This is a genomic window from Plantibacter flavus, from assembly GCF_002024505.1.
GTDB lineage: Bacteria > Actinomycetota > Actinomycetes > Actinomycetales > Microbacteriaceae > Plantibacter > Plantibacter flavus_A.
In genome coordinates this window covers 3,788,970-3,812,469 of sequence record NZ_CP019402.1, presented here as the reverse complement: position 1 = coordinate 3,812,469, position 23,500 = coordinate 3,788,970, and the positions used below count along the sequence as shown (strand labels likewise).

Annotated in this window: 25 protein-coding genes and 1 pseudogene; 13 read left to right on the top strand and 13 right to left on the bottom strand. The window is 60.5% G+C overall.

The window, feature by feature from the left end; all coding sequences use genetic code 11:
• The first annotated feature begins 347 nt into the window (after positions 1–347).
• The gene (locus tag BWO91_RS17590; RefSeq protein ID WP_153303544.1) at positions 348–818 is read left to right on the top strand and encodes a hypothetical protein; all 471 of its coding nucleotides are present in this window, start codon (positions 348–350) and stop codon (positions 816–818) included.
• A 2-nt stretch (positions 819–820) separates the two neighbouring features.
• On the opposite strand, the gene BWO91_RS17585 is transcribed toward BWO91_RS17590, so the two are convergent.
• Positions 821–1,258 (bottom strand): hypothetical protein, encoded by a 438-nt coding sequence (locus tag BWO91_RS17585; RefSeq protein ID WP_079003508.1) that lies wholly within the window; start codon positions 1,256–1,258, stop codon positions 821–823.
• A gap of 540 nt (positions 1,259–1,798) precedes the next feature.
• Between BWO91_RS17585 and BWO91_RS17580 the strand changes: the two genes are divergently transcribed.
• The 3 genes from BWO91_RS17580 to BWO91_RS17570 all read left to right on the top strand — a co-directional run bounded on the left by BWO91_RS17580 (position 1,799) and on the right by BWO91_RS17570 (position 4,743).
• On the top strand, positions 1,799–2,878 hold the full coding sequence (locus tag BWO91_RS17580) for a replication initiation protein (protein WP_153303542.1): 1,080 nt from the start codon (positions 1,799–1,801) through the stop codon (positions 2,876–2,878).
• A 599-nt stretch (positions 2,879–3,477) separates the two neighbouring features.
• Positions 3,478–4,080: a toll/interleukin-1 receptor domain-containing protein gene (locus BWO91_RS17575; RefSeq protein ID WP_079003506.1), complete on the top strand. Its 603-nt coding sequence runs from the start codon at positions 3,478–3,480 to the stop codon at positions 4,078–4,080.
• Positions 4,081–4,284: 204 nt separating this feature from the next.
• Positions 4,285–4,743, top strand: a complete 459-nt coding sequence (locus tag BWO91_RS17570; RefSeq protein WP_079003505.1) for a hypothetical protein — start codon at positions 4,285–4,287, stop codon at positions 4,741–4,743.
• Between the two features lie 22 nt (positions 4,744–4,765).
• Here BWO91_RS17570 and BWO91_RS17565 read toward each other — a convergent pair whose 3' ends face one another.
• From BWO91_RS17565 to BWO91_RS17545, 5 genes are all read right to left on the bottom strand, one after another.
• Entirely contained in the window at positions 4,766–5,110 is a 345-nt protein-coding gene (locus BWO91_RS17565; protein WP_079003504.1) for a hypothetical protein, read from the bottom strand.
• Between the two features lie 231 nt (positions 5,111–5,341).
• Positions 5,342–6,196, bottom strand: coding sequence for a hypothetical protein (locus BWO91_RS17560; RefSeq protein WP_205847545.1), 855 nt, complete (start codon positions 6,194–6,196; stop codon positions 5,342–5,344).
• 215 nt (positions 6,197–6,411) lie between these two features.
• Complete coding sequence (locus tag BWO91_RS17555; protein ID WP_205847544.1) at positions 6,412–7,050, bottom strand: WhiB family transcriptional regulator; 639 nt, start codon at positions 7,048–7,050, stop codon at positions 6,412–6,414.
• 74 nt (positions 7,051–7,124) lie between these two features.
• On the bottom strand, positions 7,125–7,769 hold the full coding sequence (locus BWO91_RS17550; protein ID WP_153303540.1) for a hypothetical protein: 645 nt from the start codon (positions 7,767–7,769) through the stop codon (positions 7,125–7,127).
• Positions 7,770–7,846: 77 nt separating this feature from the next.
• The gene (locus BWO91_RS17545; RefSeq protein WP_153303539.1) at positions 7,847–9,208 is read right to left on the bottom strand and encodes a hypothetical protein; all 1,362 of its coding nucleotides are present in this window, start codon (positions 9,206–9,208) and stop codon (positions 7,847–7,849) included.
• Between the two features lie 816 nt (positions 9,209–10,024).
• Between BWO91_RS17545 and BWO91_RS17540 the strand changes: the two genes are divergently transcribed.
• The 5 genes from BWO91_RS17540 to BWO91_RS19820 all read left to right on the top strand — a co-directional run bounded on the left by BWO91_RS17540 (position 10,025) and on the right by BWO91_RS19820 (position 13,134).
• Entirely contained in the window at positions 10,025–10,714 is a 690-nt protein-coding gene (locus tag BWO91_RS17540) for a DUF2637 domain-containing protein (protein ID WP_153303538.1), read from the top strand.
• A 5-nt stretch (positions 10,715–10,719) separates the two neighbouring features.
• Positions 10,720–11,217 (top strand): hypothetical protein, encoded by a 498-nt coding sequence (locus tag BWO91_RS17535; protein WP_153303537.1) that lies wholly within the window; start codon positions 10,720–10,722, stop codon positions 11,215–11,217.
• A gap of 96 nt (positions 11,218–11,313) precedes the next feature.
• Positions 11,314–11,778: a hypothetical protein gene (locus BWO91_RS17530; RefSeq protein WP_079003497.1), complete on the top strand. Its 465-nt coding sequence runs from the start codon at positions 11,314–11,316 to the stop codon at positions 11,776–11,778.
• 455 nt (positions 11,779–12,233) lie between these two features.
• The gene (locus tag BWO91_RS17525; protein WP_079003496.1) at positions 12,234–12,428 is read left to right on the top strand and encodes a hypothetical protein; all 195 of its coding nucleotides are present in this window, start codon (positions 12,234–12,236) and stop codon (positions 12,426–12,428) included.
• A 556-nt stretch (positions 12,429–12,984) separates the two neighbouring features.
• On the top strand, positions 12,985–13,134 hold the full coding sequence (locus BWO91_RS19820; protein WP_153303536.1) for a hypothetical protein: 150 nt from the start codon (positions 12,985–12,987) through the stop codon (positions 13,132–13,134).
• Positions 13,135–13,275: 141 nt separating this feature from the next.
• On the opposite strand, the gene BWO91_RS17520 is transcribed toward BWO91_RS19820, so the two are convergent.
• From BWO91_RS17520 to BWO91_RS17495, 6 genes are all read right to left on the bottom strand, one after another.
• The gene (locus BWO91_RS17520) at positions 13,276–13,884 is read right to left on the bottom strand and encodes a hypothetical protein (protein WP_153303535.1); all 609 of its coding nucleotides are present in this window, start codon (positions 13,882–13,884) and stop codon (positions 13,276–13,278) included.
• The gene (locus tag BWO91_RS17515) at positions 13,871–14,815 is read right to left on the bottom strand and encodes a hypothetical protein (protein WP_079003494.1); all 945 of its coding nucleotides are present in this window, start codon (positions 14,813–14,815) and stop codon (positions 13,871–13,873) included. The genes BWO91_RS17520 and BWO91_RS17515 overlap by 14 nt, the downstream gene beginning before the upstream one ends.
• Positions 14,812–15,978, bottom strand: coding sequence for a hypothetical protein (locus tag BWO91_RS19815; protein WP_153303534.1), 1,167 nt, complete (start codon positions 15,976–15,978; stop codon positions 14,812–14,814). The genes BWO91_RS17515 and BWO91_RS19815 overlap by 4 nt, the downstream gene beginning before the upstream one ends.
• 334 nt (positions 15,979–16,312) lie before the next feature.
• Complete coding sequence (locus tag BWO91_RS17505; RefSeq protein WP_153303533.1) at positions 16,313–17,092, bottom strand: hypothetical protein; 780 nt, start codon at positions 17,090–17,092, stop codon at positions 16,313–16,315.
• 229 nt (positions 17,093–17,321) lie between these two features.
• Positions 17,322–17,918, bottom strand: a complete 597-nt coding sequence (locus BWO91_RS17500) for a hypothetical protein (RefSeq protein WP_079003491.1) — start codon at positions 17,916–17,918, stop codon at positions 17,322–17,324.
• 113 nt (positions 17,919–18,031) lie between these two features.
• On the bottom strand, positions 18,032–19,789 hold the full coding sequence (locus BWO91_RS17495; RefSeq protein WP_079003490.1) for an FtsK/SpoIIIE domain-containing protein: 1,758 nt from the start codon (positions 19,787–19,789) through the stop codon (positions 18,032–18,034).
• A 158-nt stretch (positions 19,790–19,947) separates the two neighbouring features.
• On the opposite strand from BWO91_RS17495, the gene BWO91_RS17490 reads away from it, so the two are divergent.
• From BWO91_RS17490 to BWO91_RS17485, 3 genes and pseudogenes are all read left to right on the top strand, one after another.
• Positions 19,948–20,733 carry a hypothetical protein gene (locus BWO91_RS17490; protein ID WP_153303532.1) on the top strand — a complete coding sequence of 262 codons (786 nt, stop codon included), beginning with the start codon at positions 19,948–19,950 and terminating at the stop codon, positions 20,731–20,733.
• Positions 20,734–20,742: 9 nt separating this feature from the next.
• A pseudogene (locus BWO91_RS20570) lies at positions 20,743–20,874 on the top strand (DUF2510 domain-containing protein); the annotation flags it as partial.
• 153 nt (positions 20,875–21,027) lie between these two features.
• Positions 21,028–21,750: an SHOCT domain-containing protein gene (locus BWO91_RS17485; RefSeq protein ID WP_205847616.1), complete on the top strand. Its 723-nt coding sequence runs from the start codon at positions 21,028–21,030 to the stop codon at positions 21,748–21,750.
• 18 nt (positions 21,751–21,768) lie between these two features.
• Here BWO91_RS17485 and BWO91_RS17480 read toward each other — a convergent pair whose 3' ends face one another.
• Complete coding sequence (locus BWO91_RS17480; protein WP_079003487.1) at positions 21,769–22,353, bottom strand: recombinase family protein; 585 nt, start codon at positions 22,351–22,353, stop codon at positions 21,769–21,771.
• 210 nt (positions 22,354–22,563) lie between these two features.
• Here BWO91_RS17480 and BWO91_RS17475 point away from each other — a divergent pair, with 210 nt between their 5' ends.
• Positions 22,564–23,403, top strand: coding sequence for a DUF4393 domain-containing protein (locus tag BWO91_RS17475; RefSeq protein ID WP_079003486.1), 840 nt, complete (start codon positions 22,564–22,566; stop codon positions 23,401–23,403).
• Positions 23,404–23,500 lie beyond the last annotated feature (97 nt).

Sequence of the window (23,500 nt, the reverse complement as noted above, 5' to 3'; positions counted from 1 at the left end):
CCGCTTGTGGGGCGTGACCTGGACCGGCGGAACGGGGCAGTCCCCTGCAAGAGCGAGAGCCCGCAACGTCGTGCGGTGGATGCCCAAGATGGAGGCAGTCTCGCTTTCGTTATAGAAAAGCGGCGGGGTGCCAGCTGCGCGCGGGTCCCCACTTCGCCGGACGGTAGTTGCCGATCCGTGCGTATTCGAAGCTGTGTCGTGCCGTGGTGGAGGTGATTTCGTCATGTCTCAAGTTGAGCAGGCATCTCGTCATTGGTGCTATCACCGTGATAGGACGAGCGCGAATTTGGATGCCAATCTCTTCCTGCCGCAACGACCGTTCGGACATAACAGCGACAGGAGATCCCATGCATGCCAGCTCTTTCTCAACCACCCCAATGACGTCACGTTCGCTCGAAGGGGCACAGCTTCACGTCTGCGCGAGCTACTCGTGCACTAGCTGCGAGATCGCATTCCGGAAGCTCGGCGGCATTCCGATTGGCGGCGTTCCCGCGAGCGTCCTGGAGTACTGCTTCGAGCACCAACCCGCCGAAGCCCCCGACTGGCTCAAGCGTCAGCTGGGCCTCGACTTCGAGGGACCCACGACGTTCGAGCTTCTCAGCCTGAGCTGGGAGCTAGCTACCGTACGCCGAGTTTTCGGGTGCCGGGAACACGAAGCCGTGTTCTCCATTTGGGTCAACGGAGAGTGGCTAGCCGGACGATCCGGTGTTCCGCTTGCCCGCATGGAAGCGGACCTCGATCATGAGTATCGGCTGACGCACACCATCGTCATGCACCGGCTCAGGATCGACCGATACCGCCTCCGATGGGCTGCATGATCTCACTTCAGCTGTTCGCGTCGACCACCGGGGCCAGGAGGCCTGGGATCTCCTGGGCGTGACATCATCGTTCGCTCCGTGTGGCGGAGCTCTAGGTCGGTCGTCTCTGGCGGGCTCTGCGTGATGAGGCATTCGATCACGTGTCCCAAGGGGACCTTCCGACCAACGTCTCTCTCCAGAGAGAGCTGCATCTCAGCCAGCAGCTCTCGGCTCTCTTCTGGAAGTCTCGCGGTCAAAACGGTGCGGTCGGAGTTGTCTGAAGGAAGATCGGCAGGCTCAGGGGTCATGCGGATTCGGATCAGGATGTGGAGGACATGTCCAAGGGAGATCGGATGGTCGAGCCAGAGTGCGTAGGTGTTTCGGATCTCGTTGAGCACGCGACGCGTGTCGTCGGAAATGCGCGCGGACAAGTTTGGCGTTTTCTCCGAGGCCTTGTCCATCGACCTGGCTTTCTGTGATGCCCCGTCAGACAACTCGACTCCTCTGGTTCAGACCACTCCAGGGTACTCGAGGATGCGAAAAGGCCCCGGTCCAGGGGACCGGGGCCAACGAATCGGAAGAGCGAGGCATTCCAGGCCCCTTAGATCTCCTACGTCTCGATTCTACACGGCCCCGCTGACAGTGCAAGGGACTCCGGTTCGCATCAGCCGACCCCGACGGTCTTTAGATATCTCATAAATCGACGGACGCGACTTAGCGCCTGTCACCATACTCTTACTCGCTCGATCGCGCGATTGTGAAGATTCCAGCTTCTCAATAGAAACGTGCCGAGCGAACTACGAATCGGAATAGAGGAAGGCTCCTCGGTACGCTCGCGAGCTGCGCTCGCACGCCGGTCGCTTTGTCGCGCCAAAAATGAGCGACCTTGGTGCCTCTCATGGAGGTGCATCATTAAGACTTCAGACATTCGACTGAATGGTTCAACTGACAGCGATCGCCAGTATCTACTCAACGAGGTGGTGCGGCCATTTAGCCTTTTGGTGTCGAAGGATCGAGACTTCAAGCGTCAACATCATCTTGGACCATCGCGTTACGACGAGCTACCAAACTATGAGTATGTTGCCTTCACGAAGAAGACTTACGCTCCGGTCATGACGATCGATGTAGACGCACAGTTCGCGCTCTCGGCAATTGCGCAACTCAGAGTCATACCAAACTGGATCGGCGTCAACGCAAAGAGCGGTCATTACCAGCTGATCTCTTATCTCGATCGTCCGGTGATGGGGCAGGAGAGGTTCTCAAATGAGAGAGGTCGCTATAATCGCGTTCAGCGATCCCTCTCCAGCGTGCTCGATGGTGGTGATCGCCACTTTGCCCGCAATCTCGCCCGGAATCCGCTATCGGCCAACGGCGAGTACAGCTGGCACCTTGTGCATCACGAGGCGCACAGTCTCGACGAACTGGAGGCAGCGGCAGGCGGTTCGCTTGCCGTGGAGGCGCGAGTGTCGACGCCTCCCGTCTCGGCTTCTTCGCCGCGAAAGAGGGGGACGAACTCATCAAGCCACGGCGGAGTCACCGCGTATCGCACGATAAGCATGGGAGCCCTCGCCGTCAGTGTTGACGCGATGGGGCAGGTGATGCGCAATGAAACCATTTTTCGAGCAGGGCTGGCCGAAGCTCGCCGGCTCCTCTCGGCGGGGGGACCGGTCACCATGCGCCACATGGTCGACTACCTCAGTTGGATCAATCAAGAACTGGGCCGTGCTGACCCTCGCGGTCCAAGGGAAATGGGGTGTGTTATTGGAGCCGCAGATTCGGTCGTGAGGTACGCGAACGACGGATCGTTGATTGCGCGTGGCCCGAAATATTCTGCAGCGCAGCGCTCGGCGGGGGGTAAAACGCGTGCAGCTCAGACGAGAGACAGCGGGCTATGGGACCGGATTGCGGAAGGCGGGCGGGTGAGGGGTGCAGAGGCTAGTCGGCAGGTACGGGCGGCTCGGAGCAATGACAGGAAGGAAGAAGTGAGGAAGCTTCTGAGTGAGGGTCTCTCAGTCGCAGATATCATGGAGCGCACAGGGTTATCAAGGTCCAGTATTACCCGTGCTCGAAAACTGGATTGACTTGCACGCACGCAATGGTGCGTCATTTACTGTAGCTATATATTTCTTTCCGCTTCTTCCTCTCCATGCAGCTCAATAGAAGAGCAATCAAGAAGCTATGCAAGAAGCCGGAGCGTCTCTTGAGAGTCGTCAATAACGCCGCCGAGACTGGCGGTGCTGTGTTACCAGAATCATCGCTCCGCGCAAGTCGAAAGTTTCGGGGCTATGGCTCGCTAGAGGTAGTCGTACTTGGAAGTAATTTGATGAGCCCCGAGACGTTCGATGAAGCGCGTGGCGAAGCGCGGCTGTGCCTCAGAAGACGCTGAAGGCTCACTACGGCGCCGTATATCGATCGAACGAGTAATCGCTCGACCGAAGAATTGTGGGCGCTCAGATCGTCGCTGAGGGAAGTGCATTGAGGTCCTATCAAGGTACGTTTGCCGGCTGGTTGTATGTGCCGACGAGTGGTTTGCTTGTGGACTAGCCGGGGGTGCATCCGTGGACCATTCCACTGGCCACGAGAAGCGGACTGGCACGCCGACGGCGAACAGACCGCCAAGGGGGCGGCCAGGATAGTACGGTCATCTACACAAAGTCCATTCGAACTACCGGAGCGGTAAATGATATTCCTGTCCCACACGAAATCCGATAAACCTCTCGTCAGAGATGTCGGTGCGCAGCTGACGTTGATCGGTGAAGAGGTCTTCTTCGACGAATGGTCGATCGATGTCGGCGCATCAATCCCCGGAGCGATTGACATCGCCCTCCGTGAATATGAGACCTTCGTCCTGTTCTGGTCGAAGGAAGCGGCTGCATCCGCCTGGACCAAAGCGGAGTACCGCTCAGCGGTGAGTACCTTCCTCGACGAGGCCAAGTCGAGTCGACGCCTCGTGGTAGTGCGGCTCGATGATGAACCGGTGCCAGCTCTCATCCGTCACCACAAGTGGATCGACGGACGAGGCAATCCGGGGGCAGGGCATATCGTCGATCAGGTCATGGGCTACTCCGGTTCGGCTCGGCTCGTTGCCATGCAGGAGTACATCGAGTCCCTTGACCTCGGATTCAGGTACTTCGAGGGTTACGGCGTGGCAGTTGCCTGCAAGGAATGTGGCGCCGGTGCGGTTGATCTCGAAGGTTTCCACGAAACGGACTACGAACGAGACGATGAATACGCGGGCGTTCGATGCAAGAAGTGCGGCTGGAATGACGGCGGAGAGATCTGACCGCCGTTTGCTCGCGATAGGCTCCGAAGTCTACGGCGGCCGTCACATCGGAGGACCGTCCGGAAGTCGCGAGCGTTCTGACGCTCGCGCCCTTGGGGGAGGGGGAACGGAATGCGTAGACAGGTTCGTCTGGGGATCGTCGTGGCGGCCGCCGTCTGTATTGTGGGATTGAGTCTCTCAGCATGCGTCGGCAACGGTCCGACCGTGACGGCGGTGCCCACGGAGACCGCAGTTGCTCCGGTCGAGGGTGACCTCGACGGCAACGGTCAGCTATCGGAGCGCGAGAAGGAGATCCTCGAGTCTAAGAGGCCTCGCGAGGTCACGCTTCCGGACGGTAGCGTCGTGGCCGTCGATCCGAGTCAGCCCCTGCCAGCCCCGGTGGTTCAGTCGATCACGGATCAGTTCAACTCCCTCGCCGCTCAGTTCAACGGTGACGGTCTGCACGATGAGGAAATCCTCGGGCAGATGTACCAGCTGGTCGACCAGAAGCAGACGGAGATCGGGCGTGGCGTCGTCATGGTGTTCAGCTTCCTGGGGTACTGGTGCACTGCAGCTTCCAGCGCCAAGTCTCCGATCCAGGGTGAGCTGGACCAGGCCTCGGTCATCTCGCAGGCGCAAGCTTGGGCTTCTGCACGAGATTTCGAGCTGATAGTCATTGGGTGATTCGCTTCGGCGGTTGCTGGTTCTAGCGCGGGGTCCAGCCGCGAGCTTCGCACTCTTCGAACACCCAGATGGCGGATTCGTCCATTCTTTGACCAGCGCGTTCCCAGTCGAACGAACCGTCCGCTCGCTTCGCATCCTCGAAGGCGGCTTTCAACGCCAGCTCGTGCGCGCTATCCCTGATCTTGACGTACCGCTCGACCGGCACGGCGACGCCATCGGCGAGCACGCCCGAAATGAGCGCCTCAACGAGACTGCTCTTGACCGGATCTGAGTGCAGCAGCTCACATATGTCTTCGACATGCTGCTGGACCAGCGTCCTACGCTCAAACATTGGGATCTGTGAGATCGAGCGCTCGTCCCATTTCATATCGACTCGATTCCGATAGATGGTTCGTGACTTCGACTCGATCGTAGCCCCCGCGCTTGGCTTCTCGGGTCCTGCATAGCTGCCTCGCTCGTGTTTGCGTATCCGCGAGCCCTGCAGGGCCCTCTCTGACGCCAAGAAGATCGCGCGCGAGTTCGTCGATCGATCGATTCGTTCGTGCGCTCAAATCGTCGCTGAGCGATCGAGGATGTTCGACAACGGCGACGCTGCGCTCTAGTCCGGTTTCCGCTCGTCGACGGACAAGGGCCGGCTTGTGGGGGTGAAGCCCGGGATGACTCTGTTCCTCCCGTACCAGCGAATCATCCTCACGACGTATGTTCCTATGGTGATTGTCATGATGATCACCGCCAGGAGTGCCCATCGCCCAAACTCCACGCTGAGCATCCATGAGAAGAAGAACGTGCCGACCGACCGGCAGATGACGCTTACGGCTACTCGACCTGTCGCGCTCAGCAGAGAGGTCACGATGGGACCGGCATGCACTTGGGGGAGATGTAGGTCGGTCAGTAGGTCAGCGCCGAGGCGCTGGAGGAGCGAGGATCCTTGATCTCTCCGCGTGCGTTCGTACCCACCAACCCAGTAGCAGGGTAGGAGCACGGTGCTCAGTGCGAGCACCGACGCAACCTCGGGCGCTAGCCCGGCTGGGAGGTAGATGTACCAGTTGATGAGCCAATCAGCAGTGGCAACGGCGAACCCGAATGCGATGGCGGCATAGATCCGGAACGCCACAAAGCTCGTGGCCCCCCTACCAATCGAGGTTTCTCGGGCTGTCTCGAGGCCGTTTAGGAACGTTCGTTCGATCCAATCCACGGCTCTTCCCTCACGTGAATTGAGGCGACGGCTGATGAGCGGATCGGCCACACTCGCCATCATGACGACGAAGAAAGTGATGGCCCACTTGAGAACGGCGAGGGCCTCGGCAGTAAGCGCGACGAGCACCACAGTGCCCGCGATGATTGTCGCGATCAGGAGCGATGATGCGACATCACTGATTGAGGGCTTGGATGGACGACCTTGTCCTCCGCCTGCTGGCTGCCGATCTGCAGCGTGCGAGTTGTTGCTACTCACGGGTGCTCCGCTTTCTCACGCGTTGGCCGAACGCAGAACGCCGTCAGCGTGGGGGGGGGGGGGGGCTGACGGCGTTCTGCCGGGGATGATGCTAGGTGGCGAGGTTACTTCTTGCCACCCTTCGGTGCGCCTGGTGCACCTTCGGACTTGCTCTTAGCCATAGTCGTTCCTTTCGTTTAGTCGTTACTTCGAGCGTACGAGACACTTTCGAGACCTCATCGAGAAACGAAATCGAGCGAACTCCCGGTCTGCTGCCGGACGGAAGACTGGCCGCGCAGTGCTGCTTCCTCGAGGGCTTCTACCTCGGACGGGTCCATCAGGGGCCCACCCTTGTGAGGTGCGTCGGCCATGACGGATAGGCGATTCAGGTACGCGCGGCGGCTCATGTTGAATCGGTTGGCGACCGCTTCCCTGGCAAGCTCTCCCAAGCCTCCCCAGACACCCTCTGTGGCAGGGGGTGCAGATTCCGAAGGATCTGCCCCGATCGACAGAGCCAGGCATTGAACTCGCAGCGGGCAGTCCGCACAGGTGGCTTTCGCGCTTGCTTGTGCGATCTCGGCCAGTGCGTACGCATGTTTGAAGTCCTCCGCTTCTGCTCCCTCCTCGTAGTCGTTCGCGGAGGGCCACTCCGGGAAGTACCAGTCGCGGGAGGACTCCGTCGAGCATGCGAGGCTCTCGGTGAAGTGCGAACTCAACGGTTGTTTGGTGAGGCGAGCGCGCAACCACACCAGAAGCACTTGCCGAGCTTGCGCTCGAATCTCCGTGTATGTAAGCGGGGTATCGAATCGTTCTAGTCTTTCGGGCATAACAGGGACGAGGTTGGCAACAATATCCTGGAAGAGGCCCGTCGTCATGAGAGAGCCTTCGCCCTCATTGGCCAAAGGGTGCGCGTTCATTTGCGGGTGCCTTTCGTTAGAAGCGTCGTGAGCTATTCGGATATCTGAAGCCGGTCCAAAAGTGCGGTAGTTCGGGCCAACGGCTTCGAGCTATGGCCGAGGCGATGCTGGATTTCGCCGTAGCTCTGATCGGCCCTATACGAGCGGATCAACCCAGGCCAGAGCAGCCAGCTCACGCTCTCAGGCATCCCGCCCTTCGAGGTTGGTACGAACACGACCATCGCGCTCACGTGCACGCTCGGAAGCGCATCGCGGTAGCGAGTGAGCGCCCACTCCATGTTTCGGCTGAGTGCCCACTGACGGGAGCGATAAGCGGTGACCAGCTCACCAATCGACCGAACCGATCGGGAGTGCTCCTTGAGCAGAGGTCGGCGGTTCTTCATCGGCAGATTGAGCCAGGGGATTGACCAGTAGGCAGCTCCGGTGGACCAACGCTTGACATCAACCAGGACCAGACGGTCGCCATTCGAGATGGTGAAATCGACATCGGTCTGGATGGGTTGGCCATCCGCGGGCGAGCTAGGGATCCGGACGCCGTGGCGAACGTCAGCGAAGTCGGCGATGCCAGAACGCTTGAGCCCATCGAGGAAGAACTTCTCGCCCTGTGCTCCGGTGTGACCGTTCTGGCCGAACATATTGGCCAGGCGCTCATCGCCTTCCGATCCTTTCGCGGACACGATCCCTCTCTCTCGCTCTCTCGTTATCTATATTCTACTATAGTCACGCACGCAAGGCGAGAGATTACGTACTAGTGCTAATAGCTGGCTTCAAGAAAAATCTCAGACCAATCTGCAGCACGTTTACTGTCGTAGCCCGCAGCGGTGAGCATATGTGTGAGTCTCTTCTTGAGTAGGTCGAGCAATTGCCCATCTATCCGGTGCAGCTCCTTGAACGCTTTCCTGAATTCATCCCCCCACAAGCCAATCTCTTTGTGGGTCGCCGCCAGCTGAGCGTCGTTGGTGATCTCCCATGGTGCAGTGGGGATGGGTCTGCTCTCGTTCGGAGTGGTCGCCATTTGTGCGATCACCGTCTCCAGGATGCGCCCGGCGTAGTCCCAGCCATCCCTGCCGTTCTTGAGGTCCTGCGCTCGCTCTGTGGATCTGTCGACCCACTGCTCAGTGACCACTGCCTTGCGATAATCGGCCGTCAGTTGAGTGCCGTCTCGGCTCTGCTTGCCGTGCGCGGGGTTGGCTGCGATGCGATCGAGGATCCCCGTTAGGTATTGATCGACCGTCTCTGGGATCAGGTGCTCCTGCTGCAGTGTGGGGCGGCGGTTGTGGACGCTCTTCCAGGACAGCTTGAACGCGGCAGGGTTCATGCCGGTGACGTCTGCCAGGAGTAGGAGCCAGTGCCCGTAGTTGAGCGTTGACGAGTGTCCCCATGCTGGATGGGCGGCGCTCAAGATGACCTTCGCGAGAGTGTCGGGGGAGCCTGACACTAGGGACTCGATGCTCTCGGCGTACTGTCTCGTTTCATCCCGACGATCGATCGTCAGCTTCCGTATGGCGTACCTCGAGTCACGCGGTGTCCACCGTGCGCCGGCCTTGTTCGTTCCCGGCAGTGACTTCGTGATCAGCCCTAGCTCTCGGAGTGTCGCGAGGTTCTTGAATGCCGTCGCCTCGGCCCATCCTGCCTCCACGCACAGGTGTCGTAGCGTGATGATCGCGGTGTCACGCAATGGCGTGTCGGACAGCATCTTGAGCGCGATGAGAGTCGTGGTCACCCTCAGCTTCGAGTCCCTGGCGTAGCCCAGCTTCTTGCCGCTGGTGTCCGTTTCGGGAAGAGGACACAAGAGCAGCCCGTACAGCTGTCGGACAATGCCTCGCCGCATCACGGCTTCGTCGTTCGCGTCGCCCGAAAACGAGGGAGAGCGGGCTACAAGCAGTTCGGCCCTCGACCACAGCTCAGCCCAGAGCTCGGGTCCGGCCGCCAGCGCATAGATGGAGGGGACTCCCTTGGTGTCTGTTGCACTGACACCAAGGGAGTCGGTCGGCTCATCGGATCCATGCTGCGTCCGCTCGACCCCAACATGGGTAGGCACCGTGCCTGGTCTATGCGTCATCAGCCAGTTGCGAACTGCCGACCCGGATGCCCGCTCCCTGACGCAGTAGGTCATCACCGTCAGCAATCCACGAGCACCGTCGTTCGCGAATCGGCTAACCAGCGGGGGTAGGACCAGATTTAGGTCAGCTTCATTCGACGTGTGGGCCGTAACAGTCGATTCAAAAAATGTAGGTCTCACCTGGGATTTCTCCTTTTTAATAGTCTACTCTCTAAAGGGAAATCGCGATGTGCCATCGCGTTTTCCCTTTAGATCGCGCGTAGACGCTAAGAAGGTGAATTCCTCGCGGTGCGCTGATCTTTCATTGCTCGAATCGGTTAGGGCACTTCGGCCCCAACGGTTCGGCATGGAGTTGTAGCTCAGCATCCTGTCCTGCATCCGGTCGGTTCAGCATGTGTGCGATGTGATCGAGGTGCCGTGGATTGCTGACGGTGATGACAATTCGGCGCAGCGGAGCAACGGGTATCCGGGTTGGCTCAGGTCGCAACTGGCTGGCAACGATGCAGTAGCAGAGCGCGGTGCCTGCCAATGTTGGAGTCCTCGCTGGGGCAGCGGCATGGACACGGGCGGAGGCGACGGAGGGCCGTTGTGTTACTGCTCCGCAGTAACCAAGGCCGTCCTTGCCGGTCGGTATGAGCTGGCATGACGATGGCCCCGGGTAACTGGTGGGGGAGCTGTCGGTCGGGGTTCGGGTCGAAGCTGATTGAAGGACGGGACACCTGAGGTGGTGTCCCTTATTCAGTTCCTCAGTCCCATTCAAGTTGGCCAACTTGAATGGGACTGAGGAACTCTCCGGATGCTCTTTCTCGATGAGGTGACTATTTTTGGAAATAGTCTCTCTATAGACGAACGATTCTTGAAGGAGAAGCCTTGGCGAACATCACAGCAGGACCCGTGCTCGGTGGTCGGGCATTCGGCGCGGTCCCTGACGTCGAGATCCACCGGTCGGTCGCGCTCGCACGTATGGCGCTCTGGGGAACCATTGTCGTCGGCATCGCGGCGATGATCATGTCGGTCGCCGCGCAGATCGAGATCGCTGAGTGGATGATGCTCCAGGCGCCGGTCACTTGGCTTCTGCCTGTCGTCATCGATGGTTCCATCGTCGTCCTCTCGGTCGTTGCGACTCATCAGCGCGCGAACGGCAGATCGACCCGGCTCTCCTGGATGGCGGTCGCCTTCTACTCCGTCGTCAGTGTGGTGGTCAACGCACTGCATGTGATCACCGAGTTCCCGTCGATCGAGGAGCGGTGGGGGCTGTTGCAGATGATCGTGGGGGCTGTCATTGCCGCTGTCATGCCTCTGACGATCTACATCGTGACGCACTCAATGATCGGCATGCTCGTCGAGCCGCCGATCTCCACGAGCGACTCGCGGGTCGAAGTTGTGACGCGCGACGATGCGCGGCCGGCAGTCCTCGAGGCGTCCGCTCGTAGACCTGGAGAACTACCGGCGGATCGGCCTCGTCAGGCTTCTCGCGAGATGGACCCCGAGTTCGAGAAGCGATTCAATGCTTCATTCGCGCCAACCGAAAGCTCGCGTCGAAGCGAGGTAGGAGAATGAGCATCATGAGCGAAATCCAGAAGCTGCCCGATGGGATCAGCGACGCAATCACTCTTGAAGCGTTGAGGCTCCAGGTCTCCCCGGCTGGCGATGATGTAGACCGGTTGCTCGCAGAACTCGAGGTCAAGGTGGCGATCCGGAATGGCATCAGAGCCTCCGAGCAGGAGACGGTCGACGAGCTCCGTAAGCGAGATGTGCCCTGGAGCGACATCGCAGACCGGAGCGGGCACTCGTCGGGACAATACGCTCTCATGGCCTACACGCCGAAGGCTCCGAAGCCTGCCGCCAAGAGGGGCGACGCTCTACCGGGATACTCCCGCACTGAGGCAGCTGCAATCACCGGACTTCACCCGAAGACCATCCGGACGCTCCTGGAACGGCACTCGGGGGAGAGCTGGCTGATCGAGGTCGAGTCCAGTGACAAGCGTGCTGGTCGCACGCGCATCCTGGACCTCGACAAGCTGGTCGCGTCTAGCGGGCGGACGCCGAAGAAAGCGGACTGAAACAAAACTCGACGCGGGGCTGTACATCTCCATGTGGTGACTATAAACTACTATAGTCACCACGTAAGAATCGCTCCCATCGAAAGGGTCCTCATCATGAGCGCAGTCGCCACCGCAACCGCAGCCTTCCTCGCCGCTGCGAGCATTGTCGCCGCCCCCGCGATCATCACGGCAGAAACAGAGCGTGCGCAACTATCCGTCGCGATCACTGATCTCGCGAACCTTGCTGCTGCACAGCAGATCTCAATCGCGATCGACGGTCTCTACGCGCCTTCACTCGACGCGCTGCGTGACAGCGATGTGTATGGCGTCGAGGGTCTGAGTCTCAATGTCGATCTGCGAAGCGATGGCGCCGAAGTGTTCTACGCTCCCACCGGTGACCGCACCGGCTACGTGATCGGCACGCTCTTGCCGAATGGTGGAGGCGTCGTCCTCTCCTCGGACGAGAACAGCAACGCAGTGTGGTGCGAGACGTTCGCGGTCGAGTGTGTGGCTCAGGTGACCGATCGTGTCGAGCTGATCAACGCCGTCCCGCAGTGGGTGCCCATCGCACCTCGCTGACCAATAGCTCGAGGGGTGGCTCCCCTCGTCGCTGGAGTAAGTTTCATCCTTTCGGCTCCGGCAAGAAGAAGCGCCACCCAGACAGGGTCGATGTCTGGGTGGCGTTTCGCGTTTCGCGAGCGTGAGTTTGGAAACGCCTAACGCACGCTCTCAGTGCGATTCTGGGCGCCTTTACGCTAGTAGACGAACTCTCTAGTCGTCTCGTCATCGAGCACGCGTGCGGGGCTATTCGTGAGCGAGTCGAACCGTCACGGTCTGGCCGAGGGCAGTCACCTCGTACGAGAGTCCTCCATTTTCATAGGCGAACGCCTTCGTCTCGTCACCGGATGCCATAAGTGCGCTGGCGGTCTTGGATGTGTCGTTGATCGAATCCCAGGTGAACGATTGTGACGAGTCGGCGGGATCCAGGCGGCTCAGATCCTCGGGCGCTCGACCTTCGGCGAGGAGGACTGAACATGGCGAGCTGGGCGTTCAGCATCTCGCCGTGCAACGCCGACGAGTGGACAGCGGAGCCTCAGAACGCCGCTCGGATCGTCCGCCGCGCTCAGGTCGCGGCGCTCTACACGCGGGCCGGCGACGCGCCGATGAGGCTGGAGTCCGTCGTGATCGACGAGCGGCGGCACGGAAAAGTGACGTTCACGACTGAGTGAGTGCCGCCTACGATCCCCTGCTCGATGATTCGAGCGGGGGATTTCGGGCGGAAAGGTACTCGAAGGGGCATTCGACACGCCCGCGACACGCCCAAGGCACCACTTAGTGTCGGTGGATCGGAAGTCAAATTCTGCTTGTGGACAGATTTCCCACAGTTGGGGCATCTTCCGCCACGGATTCAGCGGGATTCCGGCCCTTCCATCCCAGTTGCCGCGCGGGATCTACCCCAAAGCGCCAGTGGAGAACCCGTGGATAAGTTGCCAGAAACGGTGGATAACCCGGTGGAAAACTACAGGGCTGTAACTACTATCCGTTGGGGTTCGCCCGCGTGTCGCCAACTATATGTACCCTTAGAAGTACGAAGGGCGCCGCCCGGACGACGAAACCCCCGACCTAGGTCGAGGGTTCGCCACTCATGTAACACAATCGGCATCACCGAGCTGGAACTCGGCGCCAGGACGGAGGTCTCCTATGGAGTCCCCAGAACCGCTCAATGCACGTTGCGTCTTTGACAATGGTACGTCAAGGGGACGCGTTTGCGCGACATTGACAACCGTGGCCACGGGCTTCCACAAGCTTGTGCAGGCTTGTGCGGGAGTTTTCACGCTTGCCAACATCCGCACGATCATCTCCATCTCTCTCGACATCGGGAGGCTGATCGACCGCGGCAACGTGTTCGTGGCGTCTCCTTCGTTCGGGCAGTAGAGAGGTAGCGGATCGCCCCGGTCGTCATGGCCGGGGCGCTCTTGCGTGACAACGACCACTTCGGCAACTTCTACGGCGACACCGATCGCGCTCGACATCCTCCTGGCTGGCCCGCCATGTCAAGCCGCTTCCTGAGGCGAATCAGCCGTCGTTCTCGCCCGGGAGGCGAGTGTAGACGGGCACGATGAGGGATCGTTGACCGAAGCGCGAATCCTCTTCACTCAGGGGCATCGTGACGAAGACCGCGTAGTAGATGCCGTCGGTGTAATTTTTGTCCTGGAACTCGCCCTTGCACCGGAACCCCTGGCTGCCCTCGAGCGAGAAGTTGTTGCAGACCATCGGTGGACCGGCCTCTTTGCCCTCGGGGTCGGTGGAAATGTAGCTCTCGGTGATCTGTCGATACAGAGGCTTGCTCTCGAACAGCACGCCGATCCGAATGTTTCCGCTCGGGGCTATCGGAGCAGGTTCCAATGGGTCGTCAGCCTGGTTGCCTTCGATCTGCTTGTAGTCGGTGGTCTGCTCCTCGTCGTTGGGGTCAACCATCACGAAGGCCCGGGCCAGGTTGTCCTCCTCGGCGCGCTCCTCGTGCTCGGGGGAGTCCCACCAGTCGCTAGCCGCAGGCTGTGCAGAAGCTGTCGTGGTCGCGGAGGTAACGGGTGGCTCGTCTGCGGGAGTGCAACCGGTGAGGAGGGCGATCGTGCAGGCTGCGGCCAAAGCGTAGACGGGTCGTGTGAATCTAGTCGTCGTCATTCTCGGTGCTCCGTTTCTTGGTCGCGGGGGAGAGCCTTGTGCCGTCGTTGGCGTGCGCGGGCTGGTTGGTCTTGCGCTTCTTGTATCGAGTGATGAACCAGATACCGATAGCCAGAACGATGAGGGCGAATGGAATGGGCAACCACTCGGGTGGCTCCGGCGCCTCCTGAGACACTGCGTTCGATGACGTCGAAGCATCGTTGGTGGTCTGCTGCTCGACGGGGGTCGCAGGGTTCTCGGAGCTCTGTGGCCTCGGCTCGTTCGTGGTGCTCGGCTTGGGGGTCTCCACCCGGCCCGAACCGCAGCGTCTCTTCTGCTCGTTCGAGGCGGCGACAGAGCGTCTGCCGAAGCTCACGTCGACATCGAACAGGTACTTGTAGCCGTTGTCCCCGAGGGCGGCTACTTGGAACTCGAACTGGTTGATATCCGTTGCCGAGCAGACGACGGGCATGGGCGGTCGGATGATCGTGAGGGTGGATTCCGACCACTCAACCTCGGGGGTTGAAATGACCGCTCCGGTTACCTCGTATTCGGCTTCCTGGGGCAGCGCGAAGCCGTCAATGAACCTGGCTCTCGTGTCGAGCTGCAAATCGACGAGCTGGGAGAGGTCGACGTCGATCCGATCCGACGTCGAGGGTTCGTCGTAGGGCAGCGAGACAGACAGGGCAACGTCTCCTTGGCCACGGCTCGGGGCAGAGCCGTTCGGGGCGAAGTATGAGGCTCTGATCCCATCTTCTGCGAGGGTCTCATCTATCCCAGCCGACGGGCTCACACCAGCTGCGTACTGTGCAGGTGGTGCGGTGACGTACCACTCGAAGCCGAGCTCGGGGAATCCGCGATCGGCGTCTCCCTCGGCCGCGTTCGCGCTAGACAGGGGGACAAGCGAGAACGCGGCTGTCGCTGTGATCGCGGCCAGAACGACCCGCTTCATCGGAGGCGTTCAGGATCGATGTCCCGTGTGTTGCGTCGATGAACGACCAGGGCGAGCGCACCGAGGAAGAACAGAGCGAGCGGCCCTCCGATGAGCAGATGCCAGCGCGACTGGCTCACGCCGGTCTCGGCAAGGGCTGCGGGCTGAGAAGGTGCAACGAGAGGATCAGTCGGAGCTCGCGTCGGAACGTCGATGGTGATGGCCGGCGCCGCAACGTGAATGGAGCCTGTGAGCGCACCGAGCACGCAGTTGGGTGTGCCCAGGTGGTAGTCGAAGGTGTACTCGCCGGGAGCGTCGGGCGTCCAAGTGAACGAGCCGTCCGCGGCGGGCCCATCGAGCACGAGCGGGGTGTCAGGTGACATGAGGGCGGTCTGCCACTCGGAGTCCTTGACGAGATCGCCGAGTGTGATCGTCAGCGGCTGTCCGACGATGGCTGAACCGGTGAAGGATGCCGGGGCTGGGGGAAGGACGTACTCGACACCGGGTGGGGCTGGAACGTCGGAGAAGCAACTCCAGGGGCCCTGAGGTTCCTCTGGCTCGATGACCGGCGGCACCCGTCCCATATCGAGCTTCGCGCCGTAGCTTGCCTGAGATCCGTCAGTGGTGAAGGTAAGCAGGTTGCCCTCTGTCTTCTCCCAGAGCCAGAACCACTGGGACCGGTCGACCCCGAGCGCGATGAACGCGGGAGTCGCCTCGATGTCGCGCAAACTCACCGTGTATGAGCGTGGGTCCAAGTCAGGGGGAGTGACGCTCACGTAGCAAGTCGGGCGTCGGCTCTCGAAAGTGTCCCATTCGCAGGACCTCACGACCGCAGTTGCTCCGTTGTCGACCGGGATGGAGTCACCGGCGATCTCAGGTGTCACCGGTGACTCGTCGTCGGCCAGAGGCCCGTCAACCGTGTCAACCGGGTCTACTGGTGCCTGGTCCGGCAGAGGGTCTTCAACGATCGGCTCGGCCGGTGCACTGGCTTCGACCGGCTCCGGAACCTTGATCTCCTGCGCGGTTGGCGCAGGGCCTGTATCGACCTCTGGAGCTATCGGGGTGCCAGTCTGATTCTCGCTCGGTGCCGTGGAGGACTCGACGGCGTTCGCCTGAGCGACTGGCCCGAGAATCAGGACAGCGGCAACTAGAAGAACTTTTGCTACTGATGAAACATGCGTCATGTGCGTACCTCTCGTTGAGTGGGGTGAAGAGCATTGGTCCAGATTTAATCCTGATCAGATGCTATTTTCGCTCTCTAATCACTGTACGAGGCGTCTCGACGCGGCTGGCGAAAAGCGCGTTCGCGAGACGCTCAGAGGGCTTTCTCCCCAAAACTCGACGGAGCGCTGAGATCCGGATCTAGACTCAGAACGCTCTCGCGTTCAGCCGCTGGCCTCGACCGGCTAGCGGGCGAAGCACTGACTGCCCCAGTCCGACTTGAGGGCCAAGAGGAAGATCGACCCTCGACCTCTTGGTTACGCCGGACTGGGGCAGTTGTCTGAACGTCGTCTCTCTCTATCCCGGATCGAGCGCGGTTTCGTGTCCTTGGTCTTGGCTCAGGATGAGCGCCTCGACGTGCTCGGAGTCGATCCGTGAGAGCAGGGCGACTCCTCGACGTGGGGTCTGCATGCGGAATAGCGCCCGACGTGCTGTACACGGGCTGAGGTTGAGCCTTTCTATTGCATCATCGGGCACGAACTCGACTCCTTTGGGGACGACGAAGAGGCGCTGTGTGAGGTTCCGCTGAAGCGCCCCTTCGATCTGGTACCGTCCGAAGTTGCTTGTGCCGACGATGACCCTGACTCGGCGGCGATCACATCGCACTAGGCGTTTGAGTGAGTAGGCAGCGTTTGCGCGGGCGCGTCGGATCGTCGCCGACTCGTCGTTGCCGAGCGCCGCCCCGACGTCCGCGATGTCGAACCTGATGTCTTCCAGGTCGTTGACGACGATCGTGAGATTTCGTCCTCCGGTGCCGCGGGGAGAGCGCCCTGGTCCCTTCGCCCTGTCGATGACTTCGACGAGGCGATCACGGGCGGCGGCGGCATCGGTCGCCAGGAAGCTCAGGTCTCGGGCGAGTCCCGGATATTCTGTTGCGCCATCAGCCAGGTCGATCACGCCGACCTCATCACCGCGTCGGAGAGCTGCGGCGATGAGCTGCCACATGAACAGGGTTCGGTCGCTCTCGGAGCGCGACATGACGAGGGTGTGGCCTTCGCCCAGCTGGACGGGCCGGCCCTCCGAATCGAAGCCGACATGGAAGGGCGTTGCGGTGTTCGTGTGTGCTGCGTCAGTCATGGTCTGCTCCTCGTCATTGCGGCGAATCCGGTTCGTTCGACGCGCGATAGCGAAGTTGTACGCTAACTTCTTCAGCACCTGTGTATATTTGCCCTACATTTGCGGAAATTGCTCTAACGAAGGTCGCAACTGGGACGATCCAAGCCCCAGTGGAGTCGAGATCGTCGCGCAATAAGACGTGACCAAGATGGGCGCTCCGTGGGCCTCTGACGAGCGCCGGTGATGCGGATTAGACCTCGGTCGAGTACAGCCAGCCGGAGAATGGTCCGTCGAACATGCGCAAGCCGATTGAGAACGTTCTCTTGACCAGGAAGAGCAGGTCTGCGTCATCGACACGAGTTCCATTGAGGCCGACTGACAGCCAGAATTGACTACTGTCGCCCCTGCGCTCTTCCTTCCCGACGTACCCTGGAAAGGCATCTTGAATCGAGCTAACCTGCTTGCTCCCGGGGATGACCTTGATGTGTATAGGTCGAGGCTGGTTCAGAGGCGAGACTGCGGCATGAATCTGGACGGTCACACCGCCGTGGCGCGGCGTGAGGTACACGGTCACCACCTTCTGTGCAATAGCGGTCGGTTGGTGCTCAACATCGAGCGGTACTTCCCATTGCGTCATCCCGTTGCCCTGCGGCACAGCTCGACCGTTCAGGAACTCGCCACGGATCGAGTAGTCCTGCTGTAGCTCGTAGTAGACCACATCAGTCCACGGGTGGTCGCCCGATCGGAAGCGAACGCGAATGTCTCCATCGTTGTCGTAGCTCCAGGTCACGCCGATGCGATCGAGAGCTTCGCCGATCTCCCGTGCACTTACACTCGCCAGGTCCACAACATATTCCTTTCAGAGAGCGCCCGCGCGCCGCAGATTGGCGCGAACTGCCTTCGGCACAGCATAGGGGCCAGTGCCCGGTGCCGAATGGACCCAAGAGGGGTCACGACGGTCTAGGCATCGTGACTCTTCTGTAGGTAGGCAGGTGGGTTGGACAGGAGCTCGTCCATTGAGGTGTGGGCACTCGTCGCGGGCGTTCCCACCTCGACATCTGACGTGCGAGACGCGGGCGTGGCCGGCAACTTCGACGGCGGCACTGGAGTAGAGACGTCCTCACTGTGGACATCGATGAGTGGCATACCCTGAGGGATCTGCTTCGCAATGGCCCAGTGATCGGGGATATAGACGCCTCGGAAGCGGCGCGGTTCGCTAGCCACTTCACGCATGATGCCGACGCCGACATCGAATCGCAGCAGTTGATCCTGGTCTTCGAGGTCGGGGAAGATCATCTTCGCCGTTTCGCGATCCTCAAGGCGGAAAGAGAACCTCGCCGAGAGCTGGGCTCTCACGCTGGTGGGAAGAATGGTGCTGTCTGGTCGTTGCGTGATGAGCACGAGTCTCACACCCGACTTCGCACCCTGAGCGACGACCTGCATGAGTTCGGCATTGAATTCAGCGGCGGCTTTCCCGTCGGAGCTCCGCATGTAGTTGGCAGCTTCGTCGATCACCACGACGAGGAGGGGAAGCTCGGGCGAGAAGGAGCTGAACTTGTCACGCTCCATCGATCGAAGAATCGACTGTCGTCGAACCATCTCCTCCCGGACCCAGCGCAGCATCGCGATCGGCTCGGCAGGGTGTTGGCTGTTGGTCGACCAAGAGACAAGATGCTCGAAGGGCGCGATGGTCGTATCGTTTGGGTCTGCGACGAGAAGCCGAGCGGACGTTCCCATTCGGATCACGTGAGCGAGAAGCGAGTAAGTGAGGACCGACTTGCCGGATCGTGTGGCACCCGCGATCATAATGTGCGCCGATTCAGCTAGGTTCATCTGAACGTCACCCCCCGATTCATCGATCCCGATGGACCAGGGGGTGTCGGGTGCGACTGGCTCTGACGGGTCATCGTTGTATGGCACGATCGCCTCGAGGGGGTCAACGAGTAGGAAGTCCATGCGGAGCTGTCCCCGGGCGCGATCCTGTGGACGCTGAGTGATGCTGATGCCCGGAACGCGCAGCTCCGTAGCCAACGTCTCAGCGGCCTTTCGGTAGTCGTCCACAGTCGACCCACGGTAGATCGTAACGATCGCTCTTGGTCCGGTGGGGCAGTCTTCGATCTCGACCACTCGGGGGACCAGATACCTCTGACCGTTGCGCGTGATCGTCCCTGGGCCGCTTGTATTCTTTGCGTTTTCGACCTGGGATGCAGTGGCCCCGATACGCTTGCTGGCGAGCCTGCCGACATCTGCCGCGTGAAGCTTGGCGTTGAAGAACGCCGAGTTGATTTCCTCAAAGTTGTCCACCTGCTTCTTGACGCGTCGAATCTCCGGATCAGCATCTTGATGAACTCGGCGCACGATCACGTAGTGCCATACGCCGATGAGGATCATCAGCGTGGACACGGTCGCCGCGACCCAGTTCGCAGCCCATCCAAGTAGGAGGATCGCGACCATGGCGATGTATGCAAGAAACAACACCCAGGTGAGGACGCGAACTTTCCAGTAGTGGAAGCGATTTCGACGGATGAGCTGCCATAGTCCGCCAGCGCCGAAGACAGCAACGATCACCCCAAGTGCCTTAAGGACCCAAGCGAATAGGTCGGGGTTGAAGAAGTAGAGAATTAGAGTTGCGATCACGGCCGTGGCGACGAGTCCGACGCAGAGCATCTTGAACGCGGCGGACCTGAGCACCAACCTGACAATGAACTTGCGAATCACTTTAGGACCGTCCTATCCAGGCGGGCCTCACCCATCGAGAGTCGGCCCGGATACATGAAGTATTTCTCTCGTACTTCGAGCGTACGAGGCTCACGAACGACCTCATCGAAATGTCGTTCGTCGCGCCCGCGTCGTGCAGCGACAGTAGAGTCGCGAGCATGAGTGCCGACGCCGAAGGAGATGCAAAGTTGCCAGCGCAGGGCCAAAGCGCCGCGGAGCGGCACATTCAGGTGCTTGGCGCATTCGTTCTTCGTGCCCGACGAGTCGAGGCGCACTCCCTGGCTTCCGATGTCGAGGCGCTGTGGAAGGTTTCTGCGGTCGAAATGGTCATCGAGGTGACGCGAGAGGCCACATTCATCCGCCAGACATTCCCACCCGAGGAACAAGTGGAGTCGGCAGCGGCGCGGGTGCGGCCGATTCTGTTGGAGACCGAAGAGGTCTACCACCGGAAGGTCATGAACGCGCTGGGCTTCTTCGCTAGGGATGCGGGGGCAGAGCTCATAGAGAAGATCGCCGCCCTGCGACGTGAGTGGACACGCATTCAGCCGCGAGGAACGAACGTCCTCGGGTCCAGCGTCCAGATGGAACATCCTGACGGCACCAGATCCGACTTCCTCAGCGACACCCAACTTGCCTTTGCGTGGATCTATGGGGATGTCGTCCACAACGACTCAGAGCGCCTCGCTGCAACGGAGATGCATGGTGTCGAGGGTCGCTTCAAGGCTGCAGCCCCGATCGTCGCCAGGTTGATGCTCCTGACCATTTCAACGCTGAATGCGACGAGGAAGTTGAGGACGCTCGGCCTGATCGAGCTTCCGGACGCCCTCTTCGAGGCTGAGGTGGTCGTCCGTGAAACTACGTTCCGAAGCAGGGCGAACGTTTGGACTGCTCCTCTTGGAACGCCGATCCCGGACCATCTTCGGCCTCCACCCACCGAGGGTTGACGAGATGAGATGCTTAGCGAAGCACAAGCAGGCGAGAGGGAGAGTATGAGCACTGCCAGTCCAGGGTGGTACCCAGACCCACTCGTTCACGGGCAGCAACGCTGGTGGTCGGGAGCGGTCTGGACTGAGCATGTCGATGCCGCACCTCGACCAGTCATGCCATCGGCGGCGCCCGCGATTCCGGCGCAGCCTTCAGCTCGACTGCAAGCGCGCGAAGCCAAACGTCGATCGAAAGACGTCGCGCGAGCGGACCGGATCGCGGCCGCGGAAGCTCGATCGACCGCGGCAGGGAAGATGGACCTTTCTGCCTACACGGATAACGGACCATCGGCGCAGGAGCTCCGGGCTGCCGAAACCCAACGGAAACAGGTACGTGAGGCTGCTCGCGCCGCGCAACGACAGGCGGCGCTACCCAAATGGGTTGACGTAGTCGTCGGGGGACGGGTGAGCGGTGCTGAGGTCTCGGCCATCAACGACCATTGCCTGCCCGGTGAGCAGCCGTGGCTCGTACTTGGAACATCGAATGCTGCAGGTGTGCTCGCTGCATTCGAAGATCGCGTGATGATCATCAAGACCGGGTTACTCACCTCCTTCATGGCGGGCACGCTGGGCGGCGGCAGAATTACTACGTTCCCGTTCACGGACATTACGGGCATTGAGTTCAACGGCCAACTGATCACGGGCGTGCTGGAGATCCTGACGCCGAGCTACCAAGGCACAGCGAATAAGGACTACTGGCGAGGCACCTCGAGTGGACGTAACTCAAACTCAAATGACCCCTTCACTCTGTCGAACACGTTGCCATTGACGAAGGTTGAGTATCGGGAGGCGTTGCCGCAACTCAACGAACTTCGTCGGCGGATCCAGGTAGCGAAGTCACCGAGGCAGCTGACAGCTGCGCCCTCTCGTGGTTCGCTGGTCGATGAGATCCATCGCCTGGCGGAACTCCACGCCTCAGGCGCGCTCTCTGCGGATGAGTTCGCTGCCGCGAAGCAGGCTCTCATCGCTCGAGGCTAGAGTCGACGACGTTAGCTGCTACCGGGGATCGCCAAGTTGTTTGATGCGACGATAGAGTGTGCCGCGAGACATCCCAAGGTCCTTCGCGACCTGGGTGGCTTCCTGACCGCTCTCGATGAGTAGCTGCGCGTTCCGGACCTGACTATCGGTGAATGACGCCCGGCGTCCGCCGAGGTCCTTGCCTGCCGCGCGGCGCTTTGACACGGAGTCGATACCCCTTTCGCGCTTAATCTCCAACTCCATTTGCGCGATCGCGGCCATGACGGTGAAGACCATGCCTCCCATTGGTGTCCGGGTGTCGACGTCGGAGCCGCCAAGGTTGAGCACTCGCAGTCCAACGTCCTTCGCTCGGAGGTCTTCCGCGAGTCCGAGCATGTTCAGCGTCGATCGCCCAAGGCGGTCCAGGGTAGTGATGACGAAGGTATCGCCCTCGTGCAGCGCTGCAAGAGCACGGTCAAGTTGTGGCCGGCTGGCTCTGGACCCGCTCGCGCCGTGGTCGACGTATAGATCATCCCGTCGAACGCCGGCCGCGAGCAGATCGACCTCCTGTCGCTCGGTGGCCTGGTGACGAGTTGAGACTCGTGCGTACCCGATGAGCTTCATGGCGTCCTTGGTGTCTCGTAACCCATTTCGATTACGTCGATTCTATCGACCACTTGTGAGACACGGTTGCGAGACGCGTTCGCACGCCCTGGGGCACGGTTTCGACCCGTCCCGTGAGACGTCTCATAACTCATGGGTTACGAGACATCCACGGGCCGACCCCTATTCTCACGATAGGAGGGTGAGCGGTCAACGCTCTATACTTCCGGCATGGGCGAGGAATCAGGGCCGCTTGGTCAGGCGAAGGAAGTAATTGGGGTTACGAAGGCAGTACTCGACATCGCAAAGGAGAATCCCGCGGCTCGTGCGGCCGGGAACGACGCCGCGGAAGCTCTGAGTATCATCGCTAGGTCAGTCAAGAACGTACTGCTACCAATTGCCGCCATCAACTTCGGGCTTGCCAAAGCTGAGGCATACTTCAAAGGAAAGTTCGCCGCGGACATGTCCCAGAAGCTCATCGTCATACCAGAGTCGGATGTGGTGGAGCCCAAGGCGTCGATCGCAGGGCCCGCCTTGCAGGGATTGGCTTTTAGCCACGATGAGGATGAGCTGCGTGAACTTTACCTGAGTCTCTTGGCAACTGCCATGGACGGGCGAGCCCCCGACGCCGCTCACCCTGCCTTCGTGGAGATCATTAGGCAACTGTCGGCCGCCGAGGTGGAATCGTTGAGCGCCATTCTTCGATCACCTGGGTTACGAGTGATTGTAGAGATTCGCCTGTCTGCCGGCAGTCAGCCCAATTCGTACACGGTCTTTGCGCGTCATGTAATGATCGGAATGTGGTATCCGAAGCATGTTCTCGAGGTCGAGCCGTGGGTGGACAACTGGATACGGCTAGGACTGATTGAGGTCGACTACACCATTTGGAGTGCCGAGGAGAAATCATACGACTGGGTCGAGAAGTCCCAGTCCTACAACACAGCGCTCACTGATGCTGGGGGTGACGCAGAGAGAGTGACCTGGGAGAAGGGGCTACTTCGTAAAACGGCATTCGGCCAAAAATTCGCCGAAGCGGTAGGCGTTCTCCCGGTGGACACGGCATCCGACTAAGAGACTGGCGAGCGACGGTCTCAGTTGCGTCGAAATGGTCCTCCGGGAATCCCCTGCGCATATACGCAACTTGGTGCGCACCCGAGAGTGGGCAGAA